Genomic DNA, 24,161 nt, shown 5'->3' with positions numbered 1-24,161 from the left:
TATCACATTTTTGGAAGATTGGTTTGGCCTACGTGGTCCTGCCGACCAGAGTGGCAATCCCCGCCTCGAACCGGGCAATGTCTTGCGCGGCCCGTGCCATGATCTGCGCCCCTTCAACCTGCGCCATGGCCGCCTGTGCCTCGGCTTTGGGGTCGGTGACCTGGCGAATGCTGCCATCCGACTTGCCCAACCGAAAGGCCGCTTCGAGCCACGCGACAACGTCCCGGTGGAAGGCGGCCAGCGTTGCCGTACCGTCCTTTGGCAGCGCCGATTGCGTGACGGACAAGGCAACACACAGGCAAAGGCTGCGCCCACCCTCCGACGCCTCCCGATACAGGTTGAGAAAGCGCAGCAATCGCGCACCGCCGGTGGTTTCTGCGTCGGCAATGCCGTGCAGTTTGTCGAGGAACACAGAGCGATATCGGTCGATCAGGGCCAAAGACAGATCGGCCTTGGCAGGGAAATGGTAATGGACGGACGGCTTTCGGATGCCCGCACCCTCGGCGAGGTCCGCAAAGCTGAACCCGTCAAAGCCACGCTGCCGTGCAAACCCTTCTGCTTGATCCAGTAAGTGTGTTCTGGTGTCCATATCTCTACTCTTGGGTCAGTCGCGTTCACAACGCTATGAGTGGCTAATAAAGAAATATAGGTCTGTACTCTTGCGCCTTCAACGTATTTCCCTACCTTTAGGAAGGTAGTGCGATTGGAGGCCCTCAGATGGAACTGAATGCGGATTTCACCCAGACCGTGCGCGTCTTGAATGACGACAACCCGTGGCGGGCCTCTCCTTCGGCCGGGGTGGAGCGCAAGATGCTCGACCGGATCGGGGATGAGGTGGCACGTGCCACCACAATTGTGCGTTTTGCCCCCGGCAGTGCCTTTGCCCCGCACACCCATGATGGCGGTGAGGAATACATCGTCCTCGAAGGTGTATTTCAGGATGAGGATGGCGATTTCCCCGTTGGCACCTATGTCCGCAACCCGCCAACCTCGCGGCACACGCCAAGTTCGAAACCAGGTGCCACGATCTTTGTGAAGCTGTGGCAGTTCGATCCCGACGACCGGCAGCATGTGCGTATTGATATGAACAGTGTTGAGACCAGCCGGGATGCGGCACGTGAGGGAGTTGCTGTGGCGACGCTGTTCGAGGATGCGCACGAGCATGTCGCGCTTGAGGTATGGGATGCGGACGTCACACAGACATTTGCCGCAGAGGGCGGAGCCGAGGCGTTGGTCTTGGACGGGTCCATCGATGACGGTGATACCACTTTGGGTCCGCGTGATTGGCTGCGCGTGCCACCCGGCAGCGCATCCACATTGACGGCTGGCCCGAATGGTGCCCGGCTTTGGGTCAAGACCGGTCATCTTCGGCAGATGGTCGATAAGTGAGCCATGCGCTCGTTCTTGGTGCAGGTCTTGCCGGTCTGACGGCTGCGCTGCGCCTGCATCAGGCCGGGCACGAGGTCACGGTTCTGGAAGCGCGAGACCGGGTTGGCGGGCGCGCGTTCAGTCTGCCCGTGGCGGCTGGTGGCATTGATCTGGGTCCAGCTTGGATTTGGCCCGCCTATCAGCCGCGTGTTGTCGCGGTGCTGCGAGAGGTAGGATTACACACGCTACCCCAGTACGAAGACGGCGATTTCATCTATGAAACCGCGACCCAGACCCAGCGCGGCGCGTTTCCACGGCGCTATGGCGATGCGGCGCGCATTCGCGGTGGTGTGCAGGCGCTGGCACGTCGTTTGGTTGAGGCGCTGCCCGATGGCGCCATTCACTTTGAAGAGGTGGTGTGTGCCGTGGACCTTGCGGACCGCCCAACAGTGAAAACCCGCAGCCGGACCTGGGATGCCGATGTGGTGGTCTGTGCCGTGCCCGGACCCATTGCAGCAACGTGGACCATGGCCCCCGGCTGGACTCCCGAGGTGGCCCGCGATCTGACCCGCTGGCCCACATGGATGGCGGCGCATGCCAAGGTCATCGCCCTTTATGACCGCCCCTTTTGGCGCGAGGCCGGGTTGTCTGGCGGTGCGGTCAGCCATGTTGGCCCGCTGGTCGAGATTGCGGACCAGTCCGATCCAGATACCAAGGTGTTCGGCCTTTTTGGGTTTGTCGGGGTCCCGTTTGAAGGACGGCAGGATGCGGACGCGTTGCGCGCGGCATCGCTGGCGCAATTGGTGCGGCTGTTTGGGGCCGAGGCTGCGCACCCGGTGCGGTTCGAGATCATGGATTGGGCGGCAGAGCCGTTCACTGCCACGCCTGCGGACCGAACACCGTCCCATGGTCATCCACCCTATGGCGCGCCTGCGTTGTCTCAGCCTGTGGCGCAGCGCTTTTTCTTTGCCGGGGCTGAGGTGTCGCAGGAAAGTGGCGGCTTGATCGAAGGGGCCATTGTGTCGGGCGAACGGGCTGCGGCACTGGCCGGGGCGGCATTGGTCAGCTAGAGGCGCAGGTCACTGTCGGCCGCGTCGAACACAGCTTTCATGTCGAAGAGCACGCCGTTGTCCTTGAGCAGCGCGCGCAGGTGGGACGGCCCTTGGGCCACGATAGTGTCGTGCGGCACGGCGAGGATGACCGCATCGTAATCCGCTGTGGCGGGCAGGTCCGTCAGGGCGACGTCATACTCTGCCATCACCTCGTCCGCGTCCGCCCACGGATCGTGAATGTCGGCCTGCATGCCGTAGCTGGCCAATTCGCCCAGCATGTCCACCACTTTGGTGTTTCGAATGTCCGCGCAGTTCTGTTTGAACGTGATGCCAAGGATCAGCACGCGCCCACCGTGCACTTGCGCCTGCGCCCGGATCATCGCCTTCACCAGCAGCGACACGGCGTGCTGCGCCATGCCGTCGTTGATCTCGCGCGCCATGCGGATGATGTCGGGGATGTGGCCTGCGCTGATCGACTTGTCGATCAGGTAATAGGGGTCCACCCCGATGCAGTGCCCGCCCACAAGGCCGGGGGTATAGCGGATGAAGTTCCATTTGGTCGCCGCCGCATCCAGCACATCGGTGGTGTCGATTCCCAGATGCGAAAAGACAATCGACAACTCGTTGATCAGCGCGATGTTCACGTCGCGCTGGGTGTTCTCAATCACCTTGGCCGCTTCGGCCACCCGGATCGTCGGCGCGAGATGTGTGCCTGCGGTGATGATGGTGCCGTAGAGCGCATCAATCACCTGCCCTGCTTCGGGGGTGGAGCCGGAGGTGACTTTGGTGATTTTGGGCAGCGGGCGGTCCTTGTCGCCGGGGTTGATCCGCTCGGGGCTGTAGCCTGCGTAGAAGTCGGAGTTGAGGCTGAGGCCCGAGACTGCTTCGACCAGCGGCAGGCAATCTTCTTCGGTCGCTCCGGGGTAGACCGTGCTTTCGAAAATCACGATGTCGCCGCGTTTGATCACCTCACCTATGGTGCGGGAGGCTGCGAGCAAGGGGGCAAGGTTGGGCTGACGGTGGCTGTCGATGGGGGTGGGAACGGCAACGATGTAGACGTTGCAGTGCGCGATGTCGGACAGGTTGGTGGTGTAGGTGAGGTGCGCGGCGGCGCTCAGGTCATCCACTTCGCCCGTGCTGTCGGTGCCTGCCTGCAAACCGGCCACCCGTTCTGCGTTCAGGTCGAAGCCAATGGTGGGCCTCTGCTTGCCAAACTCAACCGCCAGCGGCAGGCCGACATAGCCCAGCCCGAGCACGGCCACGCGCATGTCTTCGAGGTTCGGCAGGGGGGCTTGGGTCATGTCATGCGCCTTTGTCTTGCGCTGACCTGCCTAGCGGGCGGGACGGTACAGCGCAATATGAGGACGCGCAGGCGTGATTGCATGGTGATCAGGGGCCAAAGATACGTTTGAATGTGTCGATGCAGGCGCGGAATCCTGCCTCGAAGTCACCATTTCCGGGGTGATAGACGGATTCAAAGCTGATCACCCCGTCATAGCCATCTGCCCTGAGCGCATCGGCCATGGGTTGGAACAAGGGTCCAAGCTGGCCCTTGCCGATCTCGCGGACTTCGAGCGTCGCGCGGGGGGTGTCGACCTGCACGTCCTTGATGTGGACGTGGCCGAGATAGCCGTCCCGCACTTCGTTGTACCCATCGGGAAAGGCCAACTCGTGGCACCAGCAATTGTTGGCCGGGTCCCAGAGCACCTTGAGCACGTCCTTGGCATCCAGTTCGTCAATCAGCTTGCGCGCGGTGTAGTTGGAGTTGACCATGGTGCCGTTGCCCGTCTCAACCACCAGCGTGATGCCTGTCGCGCGGGCGAGGTCCACGGCGGGGGCGATCATGGGGGCCATCGTGTCCCAAGCGCCATGGGCGACGTTCCATTTTTCAGCGCCATTCCTGCCCCACAGGATCTGTTCCTTTTTCTGGGTCATGATGCGGACAAGTGGGCTGCCGACGATGTGCGCCATGTCGATCACGCGCTTGAGGGCATCCATGTGCTGCGTGTGCAGCGGGTCGCCGGGGCGGTTGTCAGACGTGGTGCCTGCAAAGATATGGCGGGAGAGGCAAGATACCGGCTTGCCGCGGTCCCGCAAGAGCGTGTCGATTGACCTGATCTCTTGCCTTGAGTGGTCCCCGACCTCGGTGTCCCCGATGAACTGCAGTTCGGCATAGGTCAGGTCAAACTCGTCCATGACATCGACAGCATGTGCCAGATCGCGGCTGATGCCATCGCAAATCACACCCAGCTTCATCGCGTCACCTTGGCGCCATCGCGGTGCAATTCAGCGCCCACAATCTCTTCGATCACTTGGGTGCAGGTCCAGTTGTCACCATCGGGATACCGCGTGCGGCCTGCGTGGAAGATCTGCATGGCAGACGCAGCTGTGTGGAGCGGAACGCCCAACTCTTCACCCAATGCCATGGAGATGGTCAGGTCCTTGTGCATTGTATTGATGTGGCTGCCCGTGCCTTCGAATTTCCGGTCGATGATCTTTTCAAGCGCGTTTTTCACCACGCCGCACCCGGCAGAGGAGGTAGAGAACACATCCAAAATCACCTGCCCCGGCACCCCTGCCTTGGCCGCCAAAGCGGCGGCTTCGAATGTGGCCGAGAACTGCGCACCGATCAGGGACTGCAGGCAGGCTTTGACCGTTTGACCCTCGCCCGGTGCGCTGCCCACGCGGTGGATGTTGGCCGACACCGCCTCCATCACCGGGCGCGCCTGCGCCATCGCGGCATCGGTGCCTGCGGCCATCATGGTCAGCGTTCCCGCTTGCGCACCGGGGTAGCCACCCGACACCGGGCTGTCGATCAGCTGCAAGCCTGTGCCTTCCAATCCGGCCCCAATGGCGCGCGCCTCTGACGGTTTCACGGTTGCTGTCAGCAAAATGCTGCTGCCGGGTGCCATAGACTGGGCCAGACCGCCGTCCCCGAGGATGACCTCATGCGCTTCGGCACCTTTCATGACCATGACAAAGACGGCATGGACATTCCGCCCGACTTCGGCTGTATCCGCCGCAGCATGGCCGCCCATGTCTGCAAAAGCCTGATGTCGCGCGGGCAGGATATCCCGGCCCCATGTCTCGAATCCGTTTGCAATCAGGTTCTTGGCCAGCCCGCTGCCCATATCCCCCAATCCAATCACACCAACTGACATCATCAGCGGGTCCTCCGTTTCGGTTTTCAGGGTGGGGTTTCACATCATGCGCGGATGCCGGGCAGGTCCAAAAGACACCCCCTGCCCTATCACGGCGCAGGCGATGCTGCGCAGCATGACGCTAGCACAGGATGGCCAAAGCACGAGGGTTTTTTAACCGACAGACACCAACTGCCCGCTCTCCGCCGCCTGCTTGATCGCCTCAATGACCTGCACAGCGCGCAGTCCATCAAGACCACTGACAAGAGGCGATGCCTTGCCCCGGATAACTTCGGCAAAATGCTCAACCTGGTCCTTGAGCGGGTCGGACAAAGGCAGCGGCACGCGGGTCTGGTTCATGGGAGCCCACCAGTCAGGGCCATCTTCCTGCGTCCATACGCTTAGGTTTGGCAAGGACAGCGCACCCTTGGTTCCACCGATCAGATAGCTGGACTGGTCTGTTTTGGGATAGGCTGGATTTTCACCTGCGGTAAGCTCCCAACTCCATGGCCCCACAGCGACATCAGACAGATTGACGGTGCCGAGCGCTCCGCTTGCAAAGCGCAAAGTCGCAACGGTGACCTCTTCGATGTCGGCACGGCGCACCGCGTTGCTTTCCATGGCTTGTACCTGCGCGATGGGACCACACAGATACATCAGCAGATCGATGTCATGGATCAGGTTGATCAGCAGCGGGCCAGCACCCTCTTTCTGCCGCCAAGACTGCTGATAGTAGCTGTCGGGCTTGGGCAACCAGCAGGTTCCCTGCACTGTTGTCACCGCACCAAGCCTACCGCCCTGAATGATTTCGCGCGCTTTGGCGACAAGCGGGTTGTGCCGCCGGTGGTGCCCGACAAGGATCGGCACGCCGGATCGTTCTGCTGCTTCGCAGACAGCAAGCCCTTCGGACGCGGTTGGGGTAAGTGGTTTTTCGATCAGGATCGGGCAATCCGCATCAATGAGGGCGAGGGCCACCTCGCCATGCAAGTGGTTTGGAACCGCCAGAATGACACCATCGGAACCCTCTGCAAGCTGGGCAAGGCTTTTGGTCACGGGCCACTGTACGTCCTCTTCAAGCGCCGGATCGAAAACCCCCGACACGGTTACATTTCGCGCTCGTTCTATTGCATCCAGATGTTGTCGACCGATCAGACCGACACCCGCCACACCGATTTTCATCACGCTCATCCCTTTGCCATTGCGGCCATGATCCCGCGCAATTCGGCCAGCCCACGCATCCGCCCTATCAGAGGGTACCCGGGCAAACTGTCACGTGTCCGGTCCATCAGGATCTCCTGCCCATGGTCCGGGCGCATCGGGATCGCATGATCCGTGCGACCCTCGATCCGGCGACGTGCTTCCTCATCCATCAGTGCGGCAATGGTCGCCACCATGTCGGTGTCCCCTTCAAGATGTGCAGCTTCGAAAAACCCGGGGCGGTCGGGGTCAGGCGACGGCAAGCGCTTGGTGTTGCGCAGATGTGCAAAATGGATACGTGGACCCAGGCGACCCACAAAGTCCGGAGCATCGAAACCTTGCGCTACACCCAGCGACCCGGTGCACAGTGTCGCTCCGTTCGCCTGTATATCCACGGCCAGCAGAACCGTTTCGTAGTCGTCGGTCGAGGACATGACCCGCGGCAAACCAAGCAAGGAAAAGGGCGGGTCATCCGGATGGCAGCACAGCCGCAGGCCAAGCTCTTGGGCCAAAGGCACTACCTCGGACAGGAAGTCGATCAAATGACGGCGCAAGGCAGCAGCATCCACGCCATCATAGGTCGAAAGGCGCGCACGCACATCATCGAGGCTCCAGCCATCATTTGCGCCGGGAAGGCCCGCTATGACAGTGCGTGTCAGGCGTGCGCGATCCGCATCATCCATCTGGGCGAAGGCGTCTCTGGCCGCGTCTTGCGCCAATGGCGGGTAGTCATCGGTCGCAACCGGTCGCTTCAAAATGAACAGATCAAAAGCGGCAAAATCGGCCAGATCGAACAGCATGGCCGTCCCGCCATGGGGTTGCGGCGCATGTGTTTGCGTGCGCGTCCAGTCGAGAATTGGCATGAAATTGTAACAGATCGTCCGCACGCCAGCCTGCGCGAGGGACTTCATGCTTGCCTTGTAAGCCGTCAGATGTGCTGCGGCCTCTGCTCCTTGGGTCTTGATTGCTTCGGACACCGGAAGGCTTTCGACCACTTCCCATGTCAGTCCGGCGGCTTCGATCATTTCCTTGCGCTCTGCGATGGCGCGCGACGGCCATTCCGTACCGGGCGGAAACTGATGCAAGGCCGTGACGACACCTGTCGCACCAACTTGTGGCAGGTCGGACAATTGCGTCGGATCATCGGGGCCAAACCAGCGCCAGCATTCGATCATGGCTGCCACCCATTCCGCAAAGGATGATCTTTAGCCAACGGCAACTCCAACCGCGCGGCCTCCCGATGGGAGGCATAAATGGCCGTGACCAGTTCGATGGACGCAGCCCCGTCGGCCAAAGTGACTGCGCGGTTGTCTTTACCCTTTAGAGCCATGCCCACTTCAGACAGAAAACCGGCGAAGCCCGTTGGACTTAAGGGTGTGGCCGCGCAGACTTGGTCCACTTCAGCCTGTTTGTCGGGATCTCGGGCTATGAACGTCCATGTCCCTTCGCCCGGCGCATACGGGTTCGTATTGGAAGTGACCGTCATGTGCTCATAGACAAACCGCAAGCGCGTCTCGTCCCGTGCCGCTCCGAGAGTTACGCTGCTTGTTGCGAGCGCTCCACCCTCCAACTCGAAGATGAGCGCGGCCGTGTCCTCCGTCTCGATCGTATTGATCAATGTGCCAAGCCGCGCGGTTACAGCACGTATCGGCGCCACGAAGGCCCCCAGCAAATCATGCGCATGAATGGCATGGCCCAGCACGGCGCCGCCTTGCTCTCCGGCCCACGTTCCGCGCCATGGGACAGCGTAATACGCGGCATCCCTGTTCCAGTGGGTTTCCAATGCAGCCATGCGCGGTGCACCAGCGAGCCCCGCCTCTTGCAACGCGGTCAGCTGATCAAATGCAGGGCCGAACCGATACTGAAAGACCGGGAACACGGACTTTCCGGCCCGATCCGCCGCATGCGCGATTGCATCCACTTGGGACAGCGACGTCGCCAAAGGTTTTTCGCAAATCACGTGCTTTCCCGCGTCCAATGCGGCAATTGCAACAGGTGCATGCAGGTGCGGCGGCAGGCAGATGTCGATCAGATCCACATCCGCTTCCAGCGCGGCATCCACCGTTTCGAGCGGCACAATCGTTTCTCCGCAGAGTGACGCGCAGCGGTCCGCATCCTGATCCACCAAATGGGTCACCCGAAAGCCTTCCAACATCTCGTAAGCGGCAAGGTGCTGCGCCCCGATACCTCCCCCAAGAATCGCAACGCGGATCATGCCTGGTGTCCCTCAGCCATCGCCTGCGCCCGCAGCGCCAACTCCATCACCTTGAAGCAGTAGGCCTGCGTCATCGCCGTTTCGGTCCGGTGGGCAATGTCGTGCAGAAGCCGTCCGAAATAGGGCAATCCAGCATCCCGCGCATCAAGTGTCTCGCAACGGTCGCCGTTCACCAGCACCAAATGATCCGTGCCTTCGCGCCCGCCCACATCCACGTATTTGCGAAGCTCGATATAGCCTTTAGTGCCCAGCAGGGTCAGCCGCCCATCGCCCCAATTGGGCAAGGCATCGGGGGTGTACCAATCGACACGGATGTAGCCTGAGGCGTGATCCGACCGCAGCGCCACTTCGCCGAAGTCCTGAAGGCCGGGATCGTCGGGATTGGCGTGGTTGGCCACATGCGCCATGGTCACTTGGGCGTCATCCGATCCGGTAAAGTGCAGAAACTGGTCAATCTGATGTGATGCGATGTCAGTCAGTACGCCTCCGTATATTTCGCGCTGGAAAAACCAGTCTGGCCGCGTGGGTCGGTTCAACCGGTGTGGCCCAAGGCCCGTGGTATGGACCACCCGGCCAATTGCGCCGTCCTGCACCAGTTGATCGGCACGGGTTACGCAAGGCACCTCGAACCGTTCGGAGAAATTGATGGACCAGATGCGGCCCGTCTCTGCCACACAGGCCTTTATGGCGTCCAGCTGCGCGATGGTTGTGCATCCGGGCTTGTCTGTCATGACGTCGTGCCCGGCCTGCATTGCCTTGATGGCAGCACTGGCCCGGTCCGCCGGGATGTTCGACACCAGCGCCAGATCGGCACCGGCAGCCAACGCGTCGTCCAACGTCGCGAACCGCCGCAAATTAGGGAACCGTTTGACATATCCGGCCAATGGCTGCGGATCACAGTCCGTCCAGAAACCAAGACACCGCGCGCCCTGCGCCAACATGTTCTCGGTCATGCCGTAGATATGGCGGTGGTCCAGCCCCAGGGCGACAAAGGCAAGGCTCATGCCACCACCTCGACCACGGTGCCGCTGCGGGCGGCCTGTTCCATCGCGTCGATGACAGCGTGCACGTGCAAGGCATCATCAGGCGGGGCAAGGGGCGGGCGCGTCTCGGACAATGCCGCAACGAAATCTTCAAGGATCGCCTGGTGCCAGGCGTGCGTAAACGCCATTGGATCGGCTCCGCCACCCGTGCTGACGGCATCATCCGGTGCGACGATTTCGACATCACCCGACAACCAATCAACACGCAAGCTGTCCCCTTCCAGATGGCAACGTGCCTTGGTTGTGGTCAGCGTGATGCTCTCAGTCCCACCGGGATAAGCGGTTGTCGTTGCGGTCAAGACGCCGGACGCCCCCGTTTGGAAGATGAAAAGAGCAGCGGCGATGTCCTCGGCCTCCATCCGGTGTAGCGGGCTGGTGCGCATCATGGCCTGCACCTGACCCACCGGCCCGGCAAGCCACAACGCCAGATCCAGCGTGTGGATCGCCTGATTGATCATGACGCCGCCGCCATCACGGGCATAGGTCCCGCGCCCCGGCGCATCGTAGTAGGATTGGTCACGCCACCACGGCACCCGCATCTCTACATGGACCAGATCACCGAGGGTTCCGCCGTCCAATTTTTGTTTCAGGCCTTGTGCGGCAAGGCGCGTCCGATGTTGAAAGCAAAACCCCAGTGTGACGTCCGACCGTGCATAGATATCAACGACCTCCCGCGCATTCGTCAGGCTGCGCTCCACCGGTTTTTCCATCAATGTCGGTACCCCGGCACGGCTCAAAGCATGCGCAAATTCTGTTCTGGCATCGGGCGGTGTGATCACGATGGCCATATCCGGGCGCGCCGCAAGGGCAGTTTCAATGTCAGTAAAAGGGGCAACGTCATACCCCAGTGTCAGTGATGCCTCGGCGCATACGGGCGCCACACGTGCCGCGTCGCGGCCCAGAACACCCATCAGCCGCGCGCCAGCCTGATTGTCACGCAGCGCAAGAATATGCGTCTGAGCGACCATACCCGCTCCGATCATCAATACGTTCATTCAGCCTCTCCCAATGATCAGAGTGGAGGCATTTTGCACATGCGCCAAGGGGCATTCGTGCTAGTCTGCACGAAAATGGAAAGGGGCAGGCATGGGGCTGATACTGGCAGGCGACGCGGCAGACATTTACGAAGGGATCAAGGGCGCGCCCATCGTGTCTCCGCACGGCCATTGCGACCCTGCATGGTTTGCAAAGGACCAGCCCTTTTCCGACCCTGCGGAGCTGCTGGTGATCCCGGATCACTACGTTTTTCGCATGCTTTATTCGCAAGGCATCCCCATGGAAGCCCTCGGCGTCGGCGTGCCCCCAGAAGAGCGTGATCCGCGCGCGATCTTCCGCCTGTTCGCATCCCACTGGCACCTGTTTCTTGGCACGCCAAGCCAACTGTGGATTGAATACGTACTGCGGGAAACCCTGCGCTGTGACCTGCCCTTGGGCGGTGAGACGGCAGATGCCATCTATGACCACATCGACGCATGGCTTGCCGATCCGGCAAACCGCCCCCGCGCGTTGTTCGACCGGTTCGGGATCGAAGTGCTGGCGACCACCGATGCCGCACTTGATCCGCTGCTCCATCACCAAACGATTGCAGCCAGCGATTGGACCGGCCGGGTTGTGCCAACCTTCAGGCCCGACGCGTTGCTCAACCCGAATATGATGGGATGGGCGCAAGAAGTGCGTGCGCTTGGCCGGCAGACTGGCGAGGATACGACGTCATACCCCGGCTTTCTGGCCGCCCTGCGCGCGCGCCGTGCCGCGTTCGAAGCCTTGGGCGCCACTGCCACAGACCACGCAATTGAGGTGCCGCAAACCGTGTGGCTGGACACCCCCGCTGCCGCGTTCGAGGCATTGCTGTGGGGGGACATGACCCACGCTGACGCTTTCCACGGGCACATGTTGATCGAAATGGCCCAGATGTCGCTGGACGACGGATTGGTGATGCAACTGCATGCGGGCAGCCGGCGCAACACCAACCACTCCATGTTCCAGCAGTTCGGTGCGGACAAAGGGGCCGACATCCCAATCGCCACCAACTGGGTTCAAGGGCTGGAGCCGCTGCTCAACCGTGTTGGCAATGACCCAAGCCTCACTCTGATCCTGTTCACGCTGGACGAAACCGCCTATGCACGCGAACTCGCGCCCATGGCGGGGCACTGGCCGGGCCTGCGGATTGGTCCTCCGTGGTGGTTCCACGACAGTGCCGCAGGGATCGCCCGCTATCTCGATCAGGTGGTGGAAACGGCTGGTTATCATAACCTTGCCGGGTTCAATGATGACACGCGTGCCTTCCTGTCGATCCCCGCGCGGCACGATTTGTGGCGGCGGGCGGTTGCCCAGCACTTGGCCTCGCAGATGGAGCGTGGATACTTTGGCCGTTCCACAGCCGACGAGATTGCCCAATTGCTGGCCACCGATCTGGCGCGCAAGACATACAGGCTGGGGTAGGACATGCCGCATATTCTACACCTCGGCGTTGGCAACTTCTTTCGCGCGCATGCCGCCGCCTACACGCAGGACAGCGCTGGCTGGTCGGTGACAGGGGTCAGCTTCAGGTCCGGCACCATACGGAATGGTTTGGCAGCACAGGGATTTGCCTATAGTCTGGTGATCAAGGATGCCGACGGCACAACGATCAAACCGATCAATTGCATCACGAACATGCTGGTTGCGTCCGAAGATCCGCAGGCTGTCATCGACGCCATCGCTTCCGACAGGTTCGATGTGATCACCCTAACAGTCACCGAAAAAGCCTATGGCCTTGGCCCGGACGGACGTTTGGACATGAACGCGCCGGACACGCGCGCGGACGTAAATGGCGCAGGCGCCACTGTTCTTGGAACACTTGCGCGCGGGCTGGCGCTGCGCACGACGCCTGTCACAGTGCTGTGCTGCGACAACCTGCCGGAAAACGGCGCAAAGCTGGCTCAGGCGGTGCGCGATTTTGCGACCGCCAGCAACTTGCAGGTTCCGGATCAGATTACCTTCCCCTCATGCATGGTCGACCGCATTACCCCCGCGACCACCGACGCGATAAGGGACGAGGCGAACGATCCCATGGCCGTTCCAACCGAGGCTTTCACGGAATGGGTGATCGAAGACAGGTTTGCCGCGGCCCGTCCCGATTGGCCGGGCGTGCAATGGGTGAACGACGTCACACCGCACGAGATGCGCAAGCTGCGCATGCTCAACGGCGCGCACTCTTTTCTGGCTTATGCAGGTATCCTGCGTGGCCACACCTATGTGCACGAGGCCATTGCAGATCCTGATCTGCGCAGCACAACACTGGCGCTTATGGCGGAAGCGGCGGAGACACTCCCCGGCGAAGTTCAGAAACAAACGGAAGCGTATGCAAAGGCATTGATCCAAAGGTTCGAGAACCCGAATTTGCACCACAGCCTGCGCCAGATCGCGATGGATGGAAGCCAGAAAATGCCAATTCGCATCCTGTCCACACTGACCGAACGACAGGGCAAATCCAGCCCGGCACTCAATCAGGCTATCGACGCCTGGGTGGGCTTCGTACGGGCCGAGGTCGCAGCAGCGCGTCCCCTGGATGATCCGAGAGCCGAAGCGTTGATTGCCGCTTGCCAATCCGAACACCCGGTCGCTGCGCTACGCGCATTGATAGACGGCTAGCGCGGCAGGATCGCGCCACGGTGTCCGATCACTTCGGCGGCCAAATTGTGTCCACTGTGCAAAGCCTCATCCTGCGGCGCACCGGTCAGGATGCCAGCCAGATAGGCCCCATTGAAACTGTCGCCCGCAGCCGTGGTATCCACGACCTTCGGGGCCGCCGGATAGGTGCCCGATGATCCCGTCTCAAGGCACAATGGCCCCACCTCGCCCCGCTTCAACGCCCCTGTGCGCTTCATGGCCAGAAATCGTTTGGCCACTTGCTCCGCCGTCTCTCCGGTCAGGTCCATCTCATCATCGACCGACGGCAACGCGATATCGCACAGCACCCACATGGCCGTCATCGCCGCGCGCGCCGCATCGACGTCCCCCCAAAGCTTTGGGCGATAATTGCTGTCAAAGGCCACGCGACCCCCCGTACGTCGGAAGGCCTGCAACCATCGGATCAACGCCGCGCGCGTCGACGCGGGCAGGATCGCAAGCGTGATGGCTGACAGATAGATCACGTCGTAGGTTTCCAGGGCTGAAAAATCCGGCCCCGTCGGTGTCGCGAACACCATGCGCGCCGCGGACGTATCGCGCCAATAGGTGAAGCTGCGCTCGCCCGCTGCGTCTGTTGTGATCGCGTACAACCCCGGTGTACCTTCTGGCACACGTTCAACCTGACCGGTGCCGATGTCTTCTGCTGCCATCGTCGCGACAATCCGATCGGAAAAGGCATCTGTGCCGACACGGGTGATATAGTCGACGTCCAGATCAGGCGCGCATCGCTTTAGGTATATCGCTGTGTTCAACGTATCACCCGCCACACGCACGACCGCGTTTTCTCCGTTCATGGACAATTCGATCATCGCTTCGCCAATCGCCGCAATTCTCATGTCACATCCTTTCGCGCGGTGCGTCGCCAGATGATCAACCCAGACACCACGATGATCGATGCCCCCAGCAGCGTCCAACCATCCGGGACATCGCCGAAGACCAGATAGCTGGCGACAGCAAGATACAGCAGAAAACTGTAGGTGTAGGGCATCAGCGTATTGGCTGGGGCATAGGCATGCGCCCGCGAAAAGATTTCGTGCCCGGCCCAGCCCCAAATACCCAACCCGATCATCAGCGCCCATTGCCAGACCGTTTCCGGTGTCGTCCACACGAAAAACGCCAGCGGCGCGAGCGTCACAGCCCCAAATGCGCCCATCCAGAACTGCATCGTTTCAGGTGCGACCACACCCGATATCTTGCGCGTAATAATGGAATACAGCGCCAGTGAAAACGCATTGTACACATTCAGGATCGCAATCGCATGAAAGGACGCGTCAAAGGGCCGGATCACCACCAGCACGCCCATGAACCCCAGAATGATGGCAAACCAGCGCCACGGCCCCACCCGCTCTCCGAGCAGCGGCCAGCTTAGCGCGCAGACAATGATCGGGGCCGAAAACATGATCGACCCCACCACCGTCAGCGGCAGGTAGTTGAGCGTGATGAAGTTGAACAGCGTGGCCGACGCCAGCAGGAACCCGCGCAGCAGCACCAACCCCATATGCTCGGATTGAAAGCTCGACCAGCTCACCCCTTTGCGCAGCAAAAGCGCGGTGGAGATCAGGAAGTGCGGAAAGTACCGCATGAAGGCCAATTGAAACGCAGGCAACCCGGCCACTAGCAGCCACTTCACCGACGTATCGATCAGCGTGAAAAACGCGTATGCCCCCAGCGTCATGGCAATGCCCAACGCCGCGCGGTCCTCTGTGGGATGGGCCGCGATGGCCACGGTTCAGCCTTTGAACCGGTCGGCGTAGTAGTCCACCATTTGCGAAACCATGTCGTCGCCCCGGCCATTGTCGCGCGCGTCTGTCAACGCGCCCAAAGCGCATTTTGACATGATCGATTCAACGCCCGCGTCAGACGCCATCTGCGCGTAGTACCCGACATCCTTGGCAGCATTCTTGATGGCAAAGGCCAGTTGGTTCGGATCACCGTCCACGCCATAACCCTTCACGAAATCCATCATGCCCGATTTGAGCGGCCCCGCGGCAATCACATCGTAAACGCTCTGCCGCTCGACCCCCATCACGTCCGCCATGGCAAACACCTCGGCCATGGCATTGGCGACGGTCATGCCAAAGAAGTTGTTGAGCAGCTTGATCGTGTGCCCAGACCCCAAAGCGCCCAGATGGAACACGTTTTCACCGAGATCATACAGAACAGGACGCACGCTGTTGAAGGCCGCCTCGTCCCCGGCACACATGATATTCAGCAACCCATCGACGGCATGGGACGGTGTCCGCCCCAAAGGCGCGTCCAGATATTGCCCGCCCGCAGCCGCGACCTCATTGCCCAAGGTTCGTGTCGAACCGGGCAGTGACGTGCCGAAATCAATCACAACCGCGCCGGGCTTCAGCCCTGCGATCACACCCTCGGCCCCGCGCATCCGCGCCTCGACATTGGCCGAAGTGTCCATGCACAACATCACGATGTCCGAAGCCTCGGCCACGGCCTTGGCCGTTGTCACCTCGGTCGCGCCACGCTCGATCGCACGGTCCACATAAGTCCGCGTCCGGTTCGCGATGACGGTCAGGTCATAGCCCTGATCCTGCAACCGCCCCACCATCGCCCCGCCCATCAGGCCCAGGCCAATAAATCCAATTGTCGGTTTGCTCATGTCATGTCTCCTTCGACGGAATGGTGTCAAAAGCCCGTGTCTTCAGGCTCTTTTGAATTTCATAGATGGATATCGGCACATCCGGTTGTGGCTGCGGAATGCGGATTGGAATGTCTTTCAGGCGCGGCGTCAGGGTCGGTTCACCGCACAGCATCCGCGTGTTGTAATCTTCGATCCCGTCCCACTTGGTCATGCTGCCCATGATCGGAAAGGCATCCGCCGCCATCATCTCGTAGAACAGAATGCGCCGCGCCCGGTCGCTTGTGTTCAACGCCGACCCATGCACGATGCGCCCGTGATGAATGCTGATCGACCCCGCAGGACCGGTCAGTTTCACTGCACCGGCCATATCCAAGCCGTTCTCTTTCGGCAGCATCGCCCCGGCAAAGACCCCATCCACATGGTGATCAAACACCGGCCCCCTGTGCGAGCCCGGAAACACCATCAGCGGCCCGTTCTCGTCGGCCATGTCGTCGATGCAAATGCCAATCGCCAGAATGTCGTCATTGGTATGCGGATAAAACGCATAGTCCTGATGCCACTCGACCGCCGCCCCGTAGCCCGCTGATTTCATGTTCAGTTTCGTGGTGTGCAGGCGCAGGTTAGGCCCGATCAAATCGCGCGCAGGGGCCAGCACATGATCCGAATACATCAACTCCCGCACCACGTCCGAGATCATGTGCGGCAGCTTGATCCGACGCAGGCGCGGGTCGTCGGGGGTGTGGCTGTCCTCAAGATCAAGGCGGTCGTTGCTGGTCGTCATGGTCGCGGCTTCGTCCTCGAACCGCGCAATCTCATCTCGGATCCTGGTCAGCCAATCGTCAGGAATGCGGTTCTCAACCAACAGATAGCCGTCGGCTTCAAACTGCGCCTTCTGATCAGCGGACAAGCACTCCATCACATCACCGCGCCAATCTGCCAGGGGACGAACTCGTAGTCGCCCAAGCCCTGCGCCTCTGACTTTGACATCTCACCAGACGCCACCCGCAGGAACAGCTCGTAAATCTGGCGGCCCATCTTCTCCAGCGACACCCCATCGCTCAGCATGGCCCCGGCGTTGACATCCATATCCTCGATCATCCGACCATACATTTCCGTATTGGTCGCGACCTTGATCGTTGGACTGGGTTTCGAGCCAAAGGCGGACCCCCGCCCGGTTGTGAAGCAAACGAGGTTGCACCCACCCGCGATCTGGCCTGTCACGCTTGCCGGATCGTAGCCAGGCGAGTCCATAAACGTGAACCCCCGCGCCCGCACGATATCGGCGTATTTGTAAACGCCTGTCAGCGGCGTGGTCCCCCCCTTGGCCGCAGCGCCCAGAGACTTCTCCAAAATCGTGGTCAACCCTCCGGCCTTGTTGCCGGGGCTGGGGTTGTTGTCCATCGACCCCTTGTTGCGGGCGGTGTAGTCCTCCCACCACCGGATCAAGTCCAGCAACCGCTCCCCCGTCGCCTGATCTACTGCGCGGGCGGTCAGCAAATGCTCCGCCCCGTAAATCTCGGGCGTCTCGGCCAGCACGCCTGTGCCACCCTGCGCCACCAGCAGGTCCGTGGCATAACCCAATGCCGGGTTCGCCGTGATGCCGGACCACGCATCCGACCCGCCACATTGCAACGCCACCTTCAACTCCGACGCCGGGCACGGTTCCCGCACCGCCTGGTTGGCCAGCGGCAGCATGGCCGAGACCTTCTCGATCCCCTTCTCAACCGTCTTGCGCAGACCCGCCACAGACTGAATGTTCATCGTGTGAAACAGCGGCCCCTGCTTCAGTCCGTAAGCTTCCAGCAACCAGTCGATCTGGTTCATTTCACAGCCCAAACCCACCATCAGCACGCCCGCATGGTTGGGATGCCGGGCATAGCCCCACATCACGCGCTGCAACGCCTCGAACCCGTCCCCACTGTCGGCCATGCCGCAACCGGTGCCGTGGACAAAGGCAACAACCCCGTCAACGTTGGGATAGTCGGCCAAAAGCTCGGGCGTGAAATGCGCTGCGATCATCCGCGCAGCCGTGGCCGAGCAGTTCACAGACGTCACAATCGCGATGTAATTTCGCGTGCCCACTTGCCCGTTCTCGCGGCGATATCCCATGAATGTATCAGGTGTCCCCGCGGGGACAGGTCGGAGATTGGTGGCGAACTCATACGCCACATCCGTCCCGCGAAATTCGACGTTGTGCGTATGCACATGATCCCCCGCCACAATCGGCATGGCAGCATAGCCGATCACCTGCGCGTATTTTCGAATGGGCTCCCCCTGCGGGATGTCGCGCATGGCAATCTTGTGCCCCGACGGGATCAGCGCGCGGGTGGCGACGCCCTCGACATCCACACCCACCTCAAGCGCGCGGGTCGCCGTAACGACGCTGTCGGACGGATCAAGACGAATGAAATCCATGGTACACCCCTACAACAGGATCGAGATGATGGGCGGCCAGATCAAGAGCACCGACAGCGCGATCAGCTGGATACCGATAAAGGGCAGGAACCCCTTGAAGATATCGGTCAGTTGAATATGCGGCGGAGCCACGGATTTCAGGTAGAACGCGGCCGGACCAAAGGGTGGCGACAGGAACGACACCTGCATGTTCATACAGAACACCACCCCGAACCAGATCGCCACATGGCGCGGGTTCAACTCTCCGAACATCCCGATCTCTTCAATGGGCAGCTTCAGCACGATGGGCAGGAAGACGGGGATGATCAACAGCACGATGCCCACCCAGTCCATGAATGCGCCCATGAACAGCAGGATCAGCATCATGAACAGGATCACCACCATTGTCGGCAGCTCTGACCCAACGATGAAATCAGCCACATAGTTCGGCCCACCGGCAATGGTGTAGGCGCCGGCGAGGGCCGTGGCACCGATCGTCACCCAAACAATCGTGCCTGTCGATTTGAGGGTCCGCATCAGCGAGTCCCACACCAGTTCAGGCGACGCTTCACCACGCAACACGGCGATGACAAAGACGGCCATGGCCCCCATGCCAGCCGCCTCGGTGATGCCCGTGATCCCGCCATAGATCGAGCCCATGACAACGCCGATCACCACGATGGGCGGTACAAGACCCTTGCCCATGGACCAGCCGGTTGCGGTACGTCCGCGCCCAAAGACCAAGAATGCCAGCACCATCGTTGCGGCAAAGATGCCCGCAAAGATGCCGATATACTCCGCTGTCCCCCAGAACGCCGCATCGCCCGTGTTGGCCGCGTTCGATCCCGAGAACTCGAAGAACGATGCCCGCAGGAACAGTGCTGCGGAAAAGCCGGCTAGCACCACGTTCAGGAAGGCCCCGAACAGCATCCATTTCTCGCCTCCGCGGGGTTGCGACTCCAGATCAGCCTTTTCGGCCATCAGCTCGTCGAACTCCCGCGCTTCCGCCTCGGTCTTGTCGGCGACGGCGTTCAGCGCAGCCAGACGCTTGGCAATCGTCTCTTCCGGCAATGGCGCGTCTTCAGGCTTTAACGTTGTGCGAATGACGATGTAGATGATGATGAATGACGCAAGCATGAAGCCCGGGATAAAGGCCGCCGTGAACAGCGCCTTGATCGACGTCTCGGTAATCAGGCCATAGATAATCAACACGATGGACGGCGGGATCATGGTGCCCAATGAGCCGGAGGCACAGATCACCCCGATGGCCAGGTTCTGGTTGTAGCCCAGTCGCAGCATCTGCGGCAGCGCGATCAGGCCCAGCAGAACCACTTCGCCGCCAATGATGCCCGACATCGCCGCCATGATGACAGCCATGATGGAGGTCACGATGGCAATGCCCCCACGGGTGCGGTTGAGCCAGACATTCAGAGACGAATACATCTCCTTGGCGATGCCTGACCGTTCCAGCAGGGCGGCCATGAAGATGAATAACGGTATGGATATCAGGACATAACTGGTCAGGACATCGCCATAGATCCTCTGCGGCAGGATGTTCAGCGGCCCCGATCCCGGTCGCCCGGTCAACAGCCCCTCGCCCCACAAGGCGGGGTTCATCAGCAGCGCAGGCTCGAACTTCATGAACAGGACCACGACCGCCATAAAGGCAGACGCAAAGCCCAGCGGCATGCCAATCGCCAGCAGCAGGATCAGGCCCAGCATCAGGACCAGTGAAATCGTTCCGACATCCATGACCTAGTCCCCTGCCACTTGCGCCTTGATGCGCTCAATTTCTTCTTCGTCGAGGTCTTCGCCGCCGTAATGCACCTCGTCCTTGTTCCAGTCCGAGATCAGGTTGACGATGGCTTGCAATGCCACAAGGGACACGATGATCAGCACCAAGGGCTTCATCGTGGCCGGGATCGGCGGGTCAAAAGCGGTGCCGAAAGTCTCCCATCGGTAAAACTTGTCAAAGGCCTCGCCATACCCGCCGTAGCAAAGGAAAAAGGCAAAGATGACGATGCAGGAGGTCGAGATAATGTCGAACACGCGCTGCACCGCGCGGGGCACAGCATCATAGAGCAGAACAATCCGGATGTGGCTGCGTTGCTGCATGGCATAAAGACCGGCACACAGGAACACGAAACCGGCCAGCCACAGGCTCATTTCATTGGCCCACAGGGTCGGGGCCTCGAACACATAGCGCAGCAGAACCTCGAACAGCATCACGCCGGTCAGGCACACGATCAGCATCATGGTGACGCGGCCTATGAAGACAGCCAGTCGGTCGGCAGGTTTCCAGCTTTCAAACTCCATGCCCGCGCGCTGCACGGTGCGGACACCGAAATACGCGGTGACGGGAATGCCGATCAACGCCAGCCAGTCCACGATATCGGCAAAGCCGCCAAACAGACCGCCCAGACCGGGGGTCACGTCATTGCGTTGAAACAGGGCCGACAGTTTGTCGAATTGGGAGGGATCAGTGGGGGGATAGAAGTCGAGAGTAAAGGCCGGCATGTGCCAGACCACCCAGCCCGCGCACAAGATAAAGGCCATAGGCACAATCCACTCGATCAGAGTGCCGGAGCGCACCTGCATCACGAAATCCCCCTGTGGTAGAACATGACCCGCGCGCATCTTGTCGGGTGCCGCGTCAGGCAAAGTGGGGCCGCGCGCAAACGCGACCCCGGATCGCTACATCTTATTCGGACACAAGGCCCAGCTGCTTGAGATAGCTCAGGTGCGCATCAACCAGCGCCTTGGCTTCCGGCGTATCTGCGAATTCAGGCCATGTGGCCTGTGCCGCGTCACGGAACTTCTGCAGCTCTTCCGGTGCCCACTGGGATAGGGTCACACCATCTTCGCGCAGCTGAGCAGCAGCTTCGGCGTTCTTCTTCTCGAACGTCAGGGCCGTGCGCAGAGCCAGCGCTTCCATCGCCACCTTCATGATGGTCTGGTGCGCTTCGGGCATCGCGTCGAACACAGCCTTGTTGCACGCCAGGTGATCCGACGGCATCGAGTGGAAGCCGGGGAAGTTGGCATACTTGACGATGTCATACAGACCCAGACCCACGTTGTTGGCCAGGCCCGATGCGTCCGCACCGTCGATGATGCCGGTTTCCAGCGCGGTGAAGATCTCGGTGAAGTCCATCACGATGGGCGACGCGCCCAGCTTTTCGAAGATCTTGGTTTCCATGCCGGGAGGCGACCGGAATTTCCAGTCCTTGAAGTCAGCAACTTTCTCGATGGGCTTGGAGGACGCGAACGACTCTTGGCCGTAAACCCACCAGCCGATCAGCTCCATGCCGTACTTGTTGTACAAGGGTGCGGCCGCTTCACGACCGCCGCCGAAATACAGCCAGCTCAGCTGTTGGTATGGCGTTTCATAGCCACCCATGATGTCGCCCACGAACTGGAACGCCGAGTTCTTGCCGGTCTGATAACCGCCACCGGTCATGTCACAGTCCAGAATGCCTGTGGCCGCCGCGTCGAAGGTCTCGACCGACTTCACAACAGACGAAGAATAGAACATCTCGACTTCGATTCCGCCTCCCGACATCGTTTGAATGTCGTCGATATACTGTGCGGCCAGCTTGCCCGAGACCGTCTCGGGGGCGTAGTGCGTCTGGATCCGCAGCTTGGTGGTTTCTGCTGACGCCGTCAGCGCCGTGGTGGCCGCAAGTGCGGCAACAGCAGCGACCGAGGCCGCCTTTTTCAGAAATGTCATGTCATCCTCCCTGACATTATGTAAGCGCACGGCGGGTTCATGTGCCCGCTTTGACGTGTCGTAGAGGAAAGCTATGCGCAGTTGCCCCCATCGGACAACAGAAAAATGAAATTAGGCCGATTTTTGAGATTATGGTGGAATTTCGAGATTTCGTGATTTAACGATAGGGGAATTCTGCACTGCTCGATGGCGGCACATGCCCTACGACACCGACATATACGAAACTCTGCGCTTCCGCCTTATGACCAACGCGTTCGAGCATGGTCAGAAGGTCAGAGCAGAGCATTTGCGCCAGGAATTTGGCTGTTCTGCCAGCACCATCCGCGAGGTCCTGTTCCGCTTGTCGACCCTTGGACTGGTCGAATTTCAGGAACAGCGTGGTTTCCGCGTGCCCGAAAAATCCGATTCGGTGATCCACGAGTTGACCCACCTGCGCGTGTTGCTGGAAGCCGAAGGAACCGCCATGTCGATCCGCCGCGGTGGCGTCGCATGGGAGGCACGGTTGACTGCCGCCCATCACCAACTCAGTCACCTCGAAATGCGGCTAAGCACGGCGACGGACAAGTCCCCATTCGTCGATCTGTGGTTCAACGCAGAGGCGCAGTTCCACGAAACCCTGATCTCCGCCTGTGGCTCACAAGCGCTGATCGACACGCACCACGGCGTCTATTGTCGCTTCCGCCAGCAACTGATGGTCGAAGACCGCGCGTTCGATTTCATCTCGAACAACATCATGCACCACCAGCAAATCCTTGACGCTGCAATGTCGGGGGACGAGGCGCTGACACGGCAAAAGATCCACGACCACCTCGCGCGGCACCTGCTGCCCAAAAGCGCGGTTGAAATGGCCTGAGATCACGCGGTCAATATCCCAACTTGCAACCTGCTCTCCGTGCGCCGAATGTCGTGCAACGACGGGTTTGGAAGGAAGAGCGCTGTGAAAATCATGTGCCTGAACGGCTGGGGCGGCAAACTCTACCAGGACCTTTTGCCTTTCGTGGAAAGCGCAGCGCCCGACATTCTGTGCCTTCAGGAAGTTGTTCACACCCCGGCATCGACCAAGGACTGGCTGACCTACCGCGACGGCGACCACATCCTACCGCAGCGGGCTAACTTTTTCCGTGACGTATCAATGGCTTTACCCAATCACATGGCTGTATTTTGTCCCGCGGCGCAAGGCATCCTTTGGGATGACGATCAGCAAGTGCTGTCACAATGGGGACTGGCCACATTTGTGCACAAATCCATCCCGATCATCGGTCAGGCTCAGGGTTTCGTTCACAAGACCTATTCACCTGTAGGCTACGGCGATCACCCGCGGTCGCGCAGCGCGCACGGTGTCCGGGTTTATGACTATGCCGCCAGCCGCGCCATCAGCGTGACACATATGCACGGCTTGCGTGACCTGAGGGGCAAATTGGACACGCCGGATCGGGCAGATCAGGCGCACAAGTTGCTCGATCTGTCTCGGCAGGTGTCTGAGCCGGATGATGTCGTTGTCATCTGTGGGGACTTCAATGTTGAACCGGACAGCGAGACGCTGAGTATTCTGTCGGGTGCAGGCCTATCCGAATTGGTAACGGGCCAAAACTTCTCTAGCACACGGAATTCGCACTATAAAAAGCCCGGGAAGTTCGCAGACTATATGCTGATCAACGATACGGAGGCCGTGCAAGAGTTCGACGTATTGTACGAACCGGAGGTCTCAGATCACTGCCCGCTGGTGCTCTCACTCTAGCTGCGTGGACAGCAAT

General features: G+C 60.5%; 23 protein-coding genes. 6 read left to right on the top strand and 17 right to left on the bottom strand.

All coding sequences use genetic code 11. The annotated features are described in order from the left end of the window. Positions 1-28: 28 nt before the first annotated feature. Positions 29-589 (bottom strand): TetR/AcrR family transcriptional regulator, encoded by a 561-nt coding sequence (locus Q1A32_RS07335; protein ID WP_299651457.1) that lies wholly within the window; start codon positions 587-589, stop codon positions 29-31. Between the two features lie 128 nt (positions 590-717). Here Q1A32_RS07335 and Q1A32_RS07330 point away from each other — a divergent pair, with 128 nt between their 5' ends. Both Q1A32_RS07330 and Q1A32_RS07325 read left to right on the top strand, forming a co-directional pair. Further along, a complete protein-coding gene (locus tag Q1A32_RS07330; RefSeq protein ID WP_299651454.1) occupies positions 718-1,389 on the top strand; it encodes a cupin domain-containing protein in 672 nt (223 codons plus the stop codon). Next, positions 1,386-2,438 (top strand): NAD(P)/FAD-dependent oxidoreductase, encoded by a 1,053-nt coding sequence (locus tag Q1A32_RS07325; RefSeq protein ID WP_299651451.1) that lies wholly within the window; start codon positions 1,386-1,388, stop codon positions 2,436-2,438. Before Q1A32_RS07330 ends, Q1A32_RS07325 begins: the two co-directional genes overlap by 4 nt. Here Q1A32_RS07325 and Q1A32_RS07320 read toward each other — a convergent pair. The 8 genes from Q1A32_RS07320 to Q1A32_RS07285 form a co-directional block, all read right to left on the bottom strand. Further along, entirely contained in the window at positions 2,435-3,721 is a 1,287-nt protein-coding gene (locus Q1A32_RS07320) for a nucleotide sugar dehydrogenase (RefSeq protein ID WP_299651448.1), read from the bottom strand. The genes Q1A32_RS07325 and Q1A32_RS07320 overlap by 4 nt on opposite strands. An 88-nt stretch (positions 3,722-3,809) precedes the next feature. Beyond that, positions 3,810-4,676 (bottom strand): sugar phosphate isomerase/epimerase, encoded by an 867-nt coding sequence (locus Q1A32_RS07315; protein ID WP_299651445.1) that lies wholly within the window; start codon positions 4,674-4,676, stop codon positions 3,810-3,812. Further along, positions 4,673-5,584 carry an NAD(P)-dependent oxidoreductase gene (locus Q1A32_RS07310; protein WP_299651442.1) on the bottom strand — a complete coding sequence of 304 codons (912 nt, stop codon included), beginning with the start codon at positions 5,582-5,584 and terminating at the stop codon, positions 4,673-4,675. The genes Q1A32_RS07315 and Q1A32_RS07310 overlap by 4 nt, the downstream gene beginning before the upstream one ends. Before the next feature lie 150 nt (positions 5,585-5,734). After that, entirely contained in the window at positions 5,735-6,748 is a 1,014-nt protein-coding gene (locus Q1A32_RS07305) for a Gfo/Idh/MocA family protein (RefSeq protein ID WP_299651439.1), read from the bottom strand. Further along, on the bottom strand, positions 6,745-7,932 hold the full coding sequence (gene uxuA / locus Q1A32_RS07300) for a mannonate dehydratase (RefSeq protein ID WP_299651436.1): 1,188 nt from the start codon (positions 7,930-7,932) through the stop codon (positions 6,745-6,747). The genes Q1A32_RS07305 and uxuA overlap by 4 nt, the downstream gene beginning before the upstream one ends. Further along, positions 7,929-8,972 (bottom strand): Gfo/Idh/MocA family protein, encoded by a 1,044-nt coding sequence (locus tag Q1A32_RS07295; protein ID WP_299651433.1) that lies wholly within the window; start codon positions 8,970-8,972, stop codon positions 7,929-7,931. Before Q1A32_RS07295 ends, uxuA begins: the two co-directional genes overlap by 4 nt. Next, positions 8,969-9,976 carry a Gfo/Idh/MocA family protein gene (locus tag Q1A32_RS07290; protein ID WP_299651430.1) on the bottom strand — a complete coding sequence of 336 codons (1,008 nt, stop codon included), beginning with the start codon at positions 9,974-9,976 and terminating at the stop codon, positions 8,969-8,971. Before Q1A32_RS07290 ends, Q1A32_RS07295 begins: the two co-directional genes overlap by 4 nt. Beyond that, complete coding sequence (locus Q1A32_RS07285; RefSeq protein WP_299651427.1) at positions 9,973-11,010, bottom strand: Gfo/Idh/MocA family protein; 1,038 nt, start codon at positions 11,008-11,010, stop codon at positions 9,973-9,975. The genes Q1A32_RS07290 and Q1A32_RS07285 overlap by 4 nt, the downstream gene beginning before the upstream one ends. A gap of 91 nt (positions 11,011-11,101) precedes the next feature. On the opposite strand from Q1A32_RS07285, the gene uxaC reads away from it, so the two are divergent. Together uxaC and Q1A32_RS07275 are read left to right on the top strand one after the other, a co-directional pair. After that, complete coding sequence (uxaC, locus tag Q1A32_RS07280; RefSeq protein ID WP_299651424.1) at positions 11,102-12,457, top strand: glucuronate isomerase; 1,356 nt, start codon at positions 11,102-11,104, stop codon at positions 12,455-12,457. Between the two features lie 3 nt (positions 12,458-12,460). Further along, positions 12,461-13,648: a mannitol dehydrogenase family protein gene (locus Q1A32_RS07275; protein WP_299651421.1), complete on the top strand. Its 1,188-nt coding sequence runs from the start codon at positions 12,461-12,463 to the stop codon at positions 13,646-13,648. Here the strand turns inward: Q1A32_RS07275 and Q1A32_RS07270 are convergent. Genes Q1A32_RS07270 through Q1A32_RS07235 form a run of 8 tightly spaced genes read right to left on the bottom strand, consistent with a single transcriptional unit; the run spans position 13,645 to position 22,407 of the window. Continuing rightward, positions 13,645-14,523: a sugar kinase gene (locus Q1A32_RS07270; RefSeq protein ID WP_299651418.1), complete on the bottom strand. Its 879-nt coding sequence runs from the start codon at positions 14,521-14,523 to the stop codon at positions 13,645-13,647. The genes Q1A32_RS07275 and Q1A32_RS07270 overlap by 4 nt on opposite strands. After that, complete coding sequence (locus Q1A32_RS07265; RefSeq protein ID WP_299651415.1) at positions 14,520-15,413, bottom strand: DMT family transporter; 894 nt, start codon at positions 15,411-15,413, stop codon at positions 14,520-14,522. Before Q1A32_RS07265 ends, Q1A32_RS07270 begins: the two co-directional genes overlap by 4 nt. A 3-nt stretch (positions 15,414-15,416) precedes the next feature. Beyond that, positions 15,417-16,304 carry an NAD(P)-dependent oxidoreductase gene (locus tag Q1A32_RS07260; RefSeq protein ID WP_299651412.1) on the bottom strand — a complete coding sequence of 296 codons (888 nt, stop codon included), beginning with the start codon at positions 16,302-16,304 and terminating at the stop codon, positions 15,417-15,419. Between the two features lies 1 nt (position 16,305). Next, entirely contained in the window at positions 16,306-17,202 is an 897-nt protein-coding gene (locus Q1A32_RS07255; RefSeq protein ID WP_299651408.1) for a phytanoyl-CoA dioxygenase family protein, read from the bottom strand. Further along, positions 17,202-18,701 (bottom strand): UxaA family hydrolase, encoded by a 1,500-nt coding sequence (locus Q1A32_RS07250; protein WP_299651405.1) that lies wholly within the window; start codon positions 18,699-18,701, stop codon positions 17,202-17,204. Before Q1A32_RS07250 ends, Q1A32_RS07255 begins: the two co-directional genes overlap by 1 nt. A gap of 9 nt (positions 18,702-18,710) precedes the next feature. Then, positions 18,711-20,432, bottom strand: coding sequence for a TRAP transporter large permease subunit (locus Q1A32_RS07245; RefSeq protein ID WP_299651402.1), 1,722 nt, complete (start codon positions 20,430-20,432; stop codon positions 18,711-18,713). Positions 20,433-20,435: 3 nt separating this feature from the next. Then, complete coding sequence (locus Q1A32_RS07240; RefSeq protein ID WP_299651400.1) at positions 20,436-21,341, bottom strand: TRAP transporter small permease subunit; 906 nt, start codon at positions 21,339-21,341, stop codon at positions 20,436-20,438. A gap of 40 nt (positions 21,342-21,381) precedes the next feature. Further along, positions 21,382-22,407: a TRAP transporter substrate-binding protein gene (locus Q1A32_RS07235; protein WP_299607723.1), complete on the bottom strand. Its 1,026-nt coding sequence runs from the start codon at positions 22,405-22,407 to the stop codon at positions 21,382-21,384. Positions 22,408-22,603: 196 nt separating this feature from the next. On the opposite strand from Q1A32_RS07235, the gene Q1A32_RS07230 reads away from it, so the two are divergent. Both Q1A32_RS07230 and Q1A32_RS07225 read left to right on the top strand, forming a co-directional pair. Continuing rightward, entirely contained in the window at positions 22,604-23,260 is a 657-nt protein-coding gene (locus tag Q1A32_RS07230; RefSeq protein ID WP_299607724.1) for a GntR family transcriptional regulator, read from the top strand. 93 nt (positions 23,261-23,353) lie between these two features. Then, positions 23,354-24,145, top strand: a complete 792-nt coding sequence (locus Q1A32_RS07225; protein ID WP_299652820.1) for an endonuclease/exonuclease/phosphatase family protein — start codon at positions 23,354-23,356, stop codon at positions 24,143-24,145. Positions 24,146-24,161: the final 16 nt, after the last annotated feature.

The organism is uncultured Tateyamaria sp. (assembly GCF_947503415.1).
In the GTDB taxonomy this organism is placed as follows: domain Bacteria; phylum Pseudomonadota; class Alphaproteobacteria; order Rhodobacterales; family Rhodobacteraceae; genus Tateyamaria.
The sequence above is the reverse complement of the archived record's forward strand: the minus strand, read 5'-3'. Positions and strand labels throughout refer to the sequence as shown.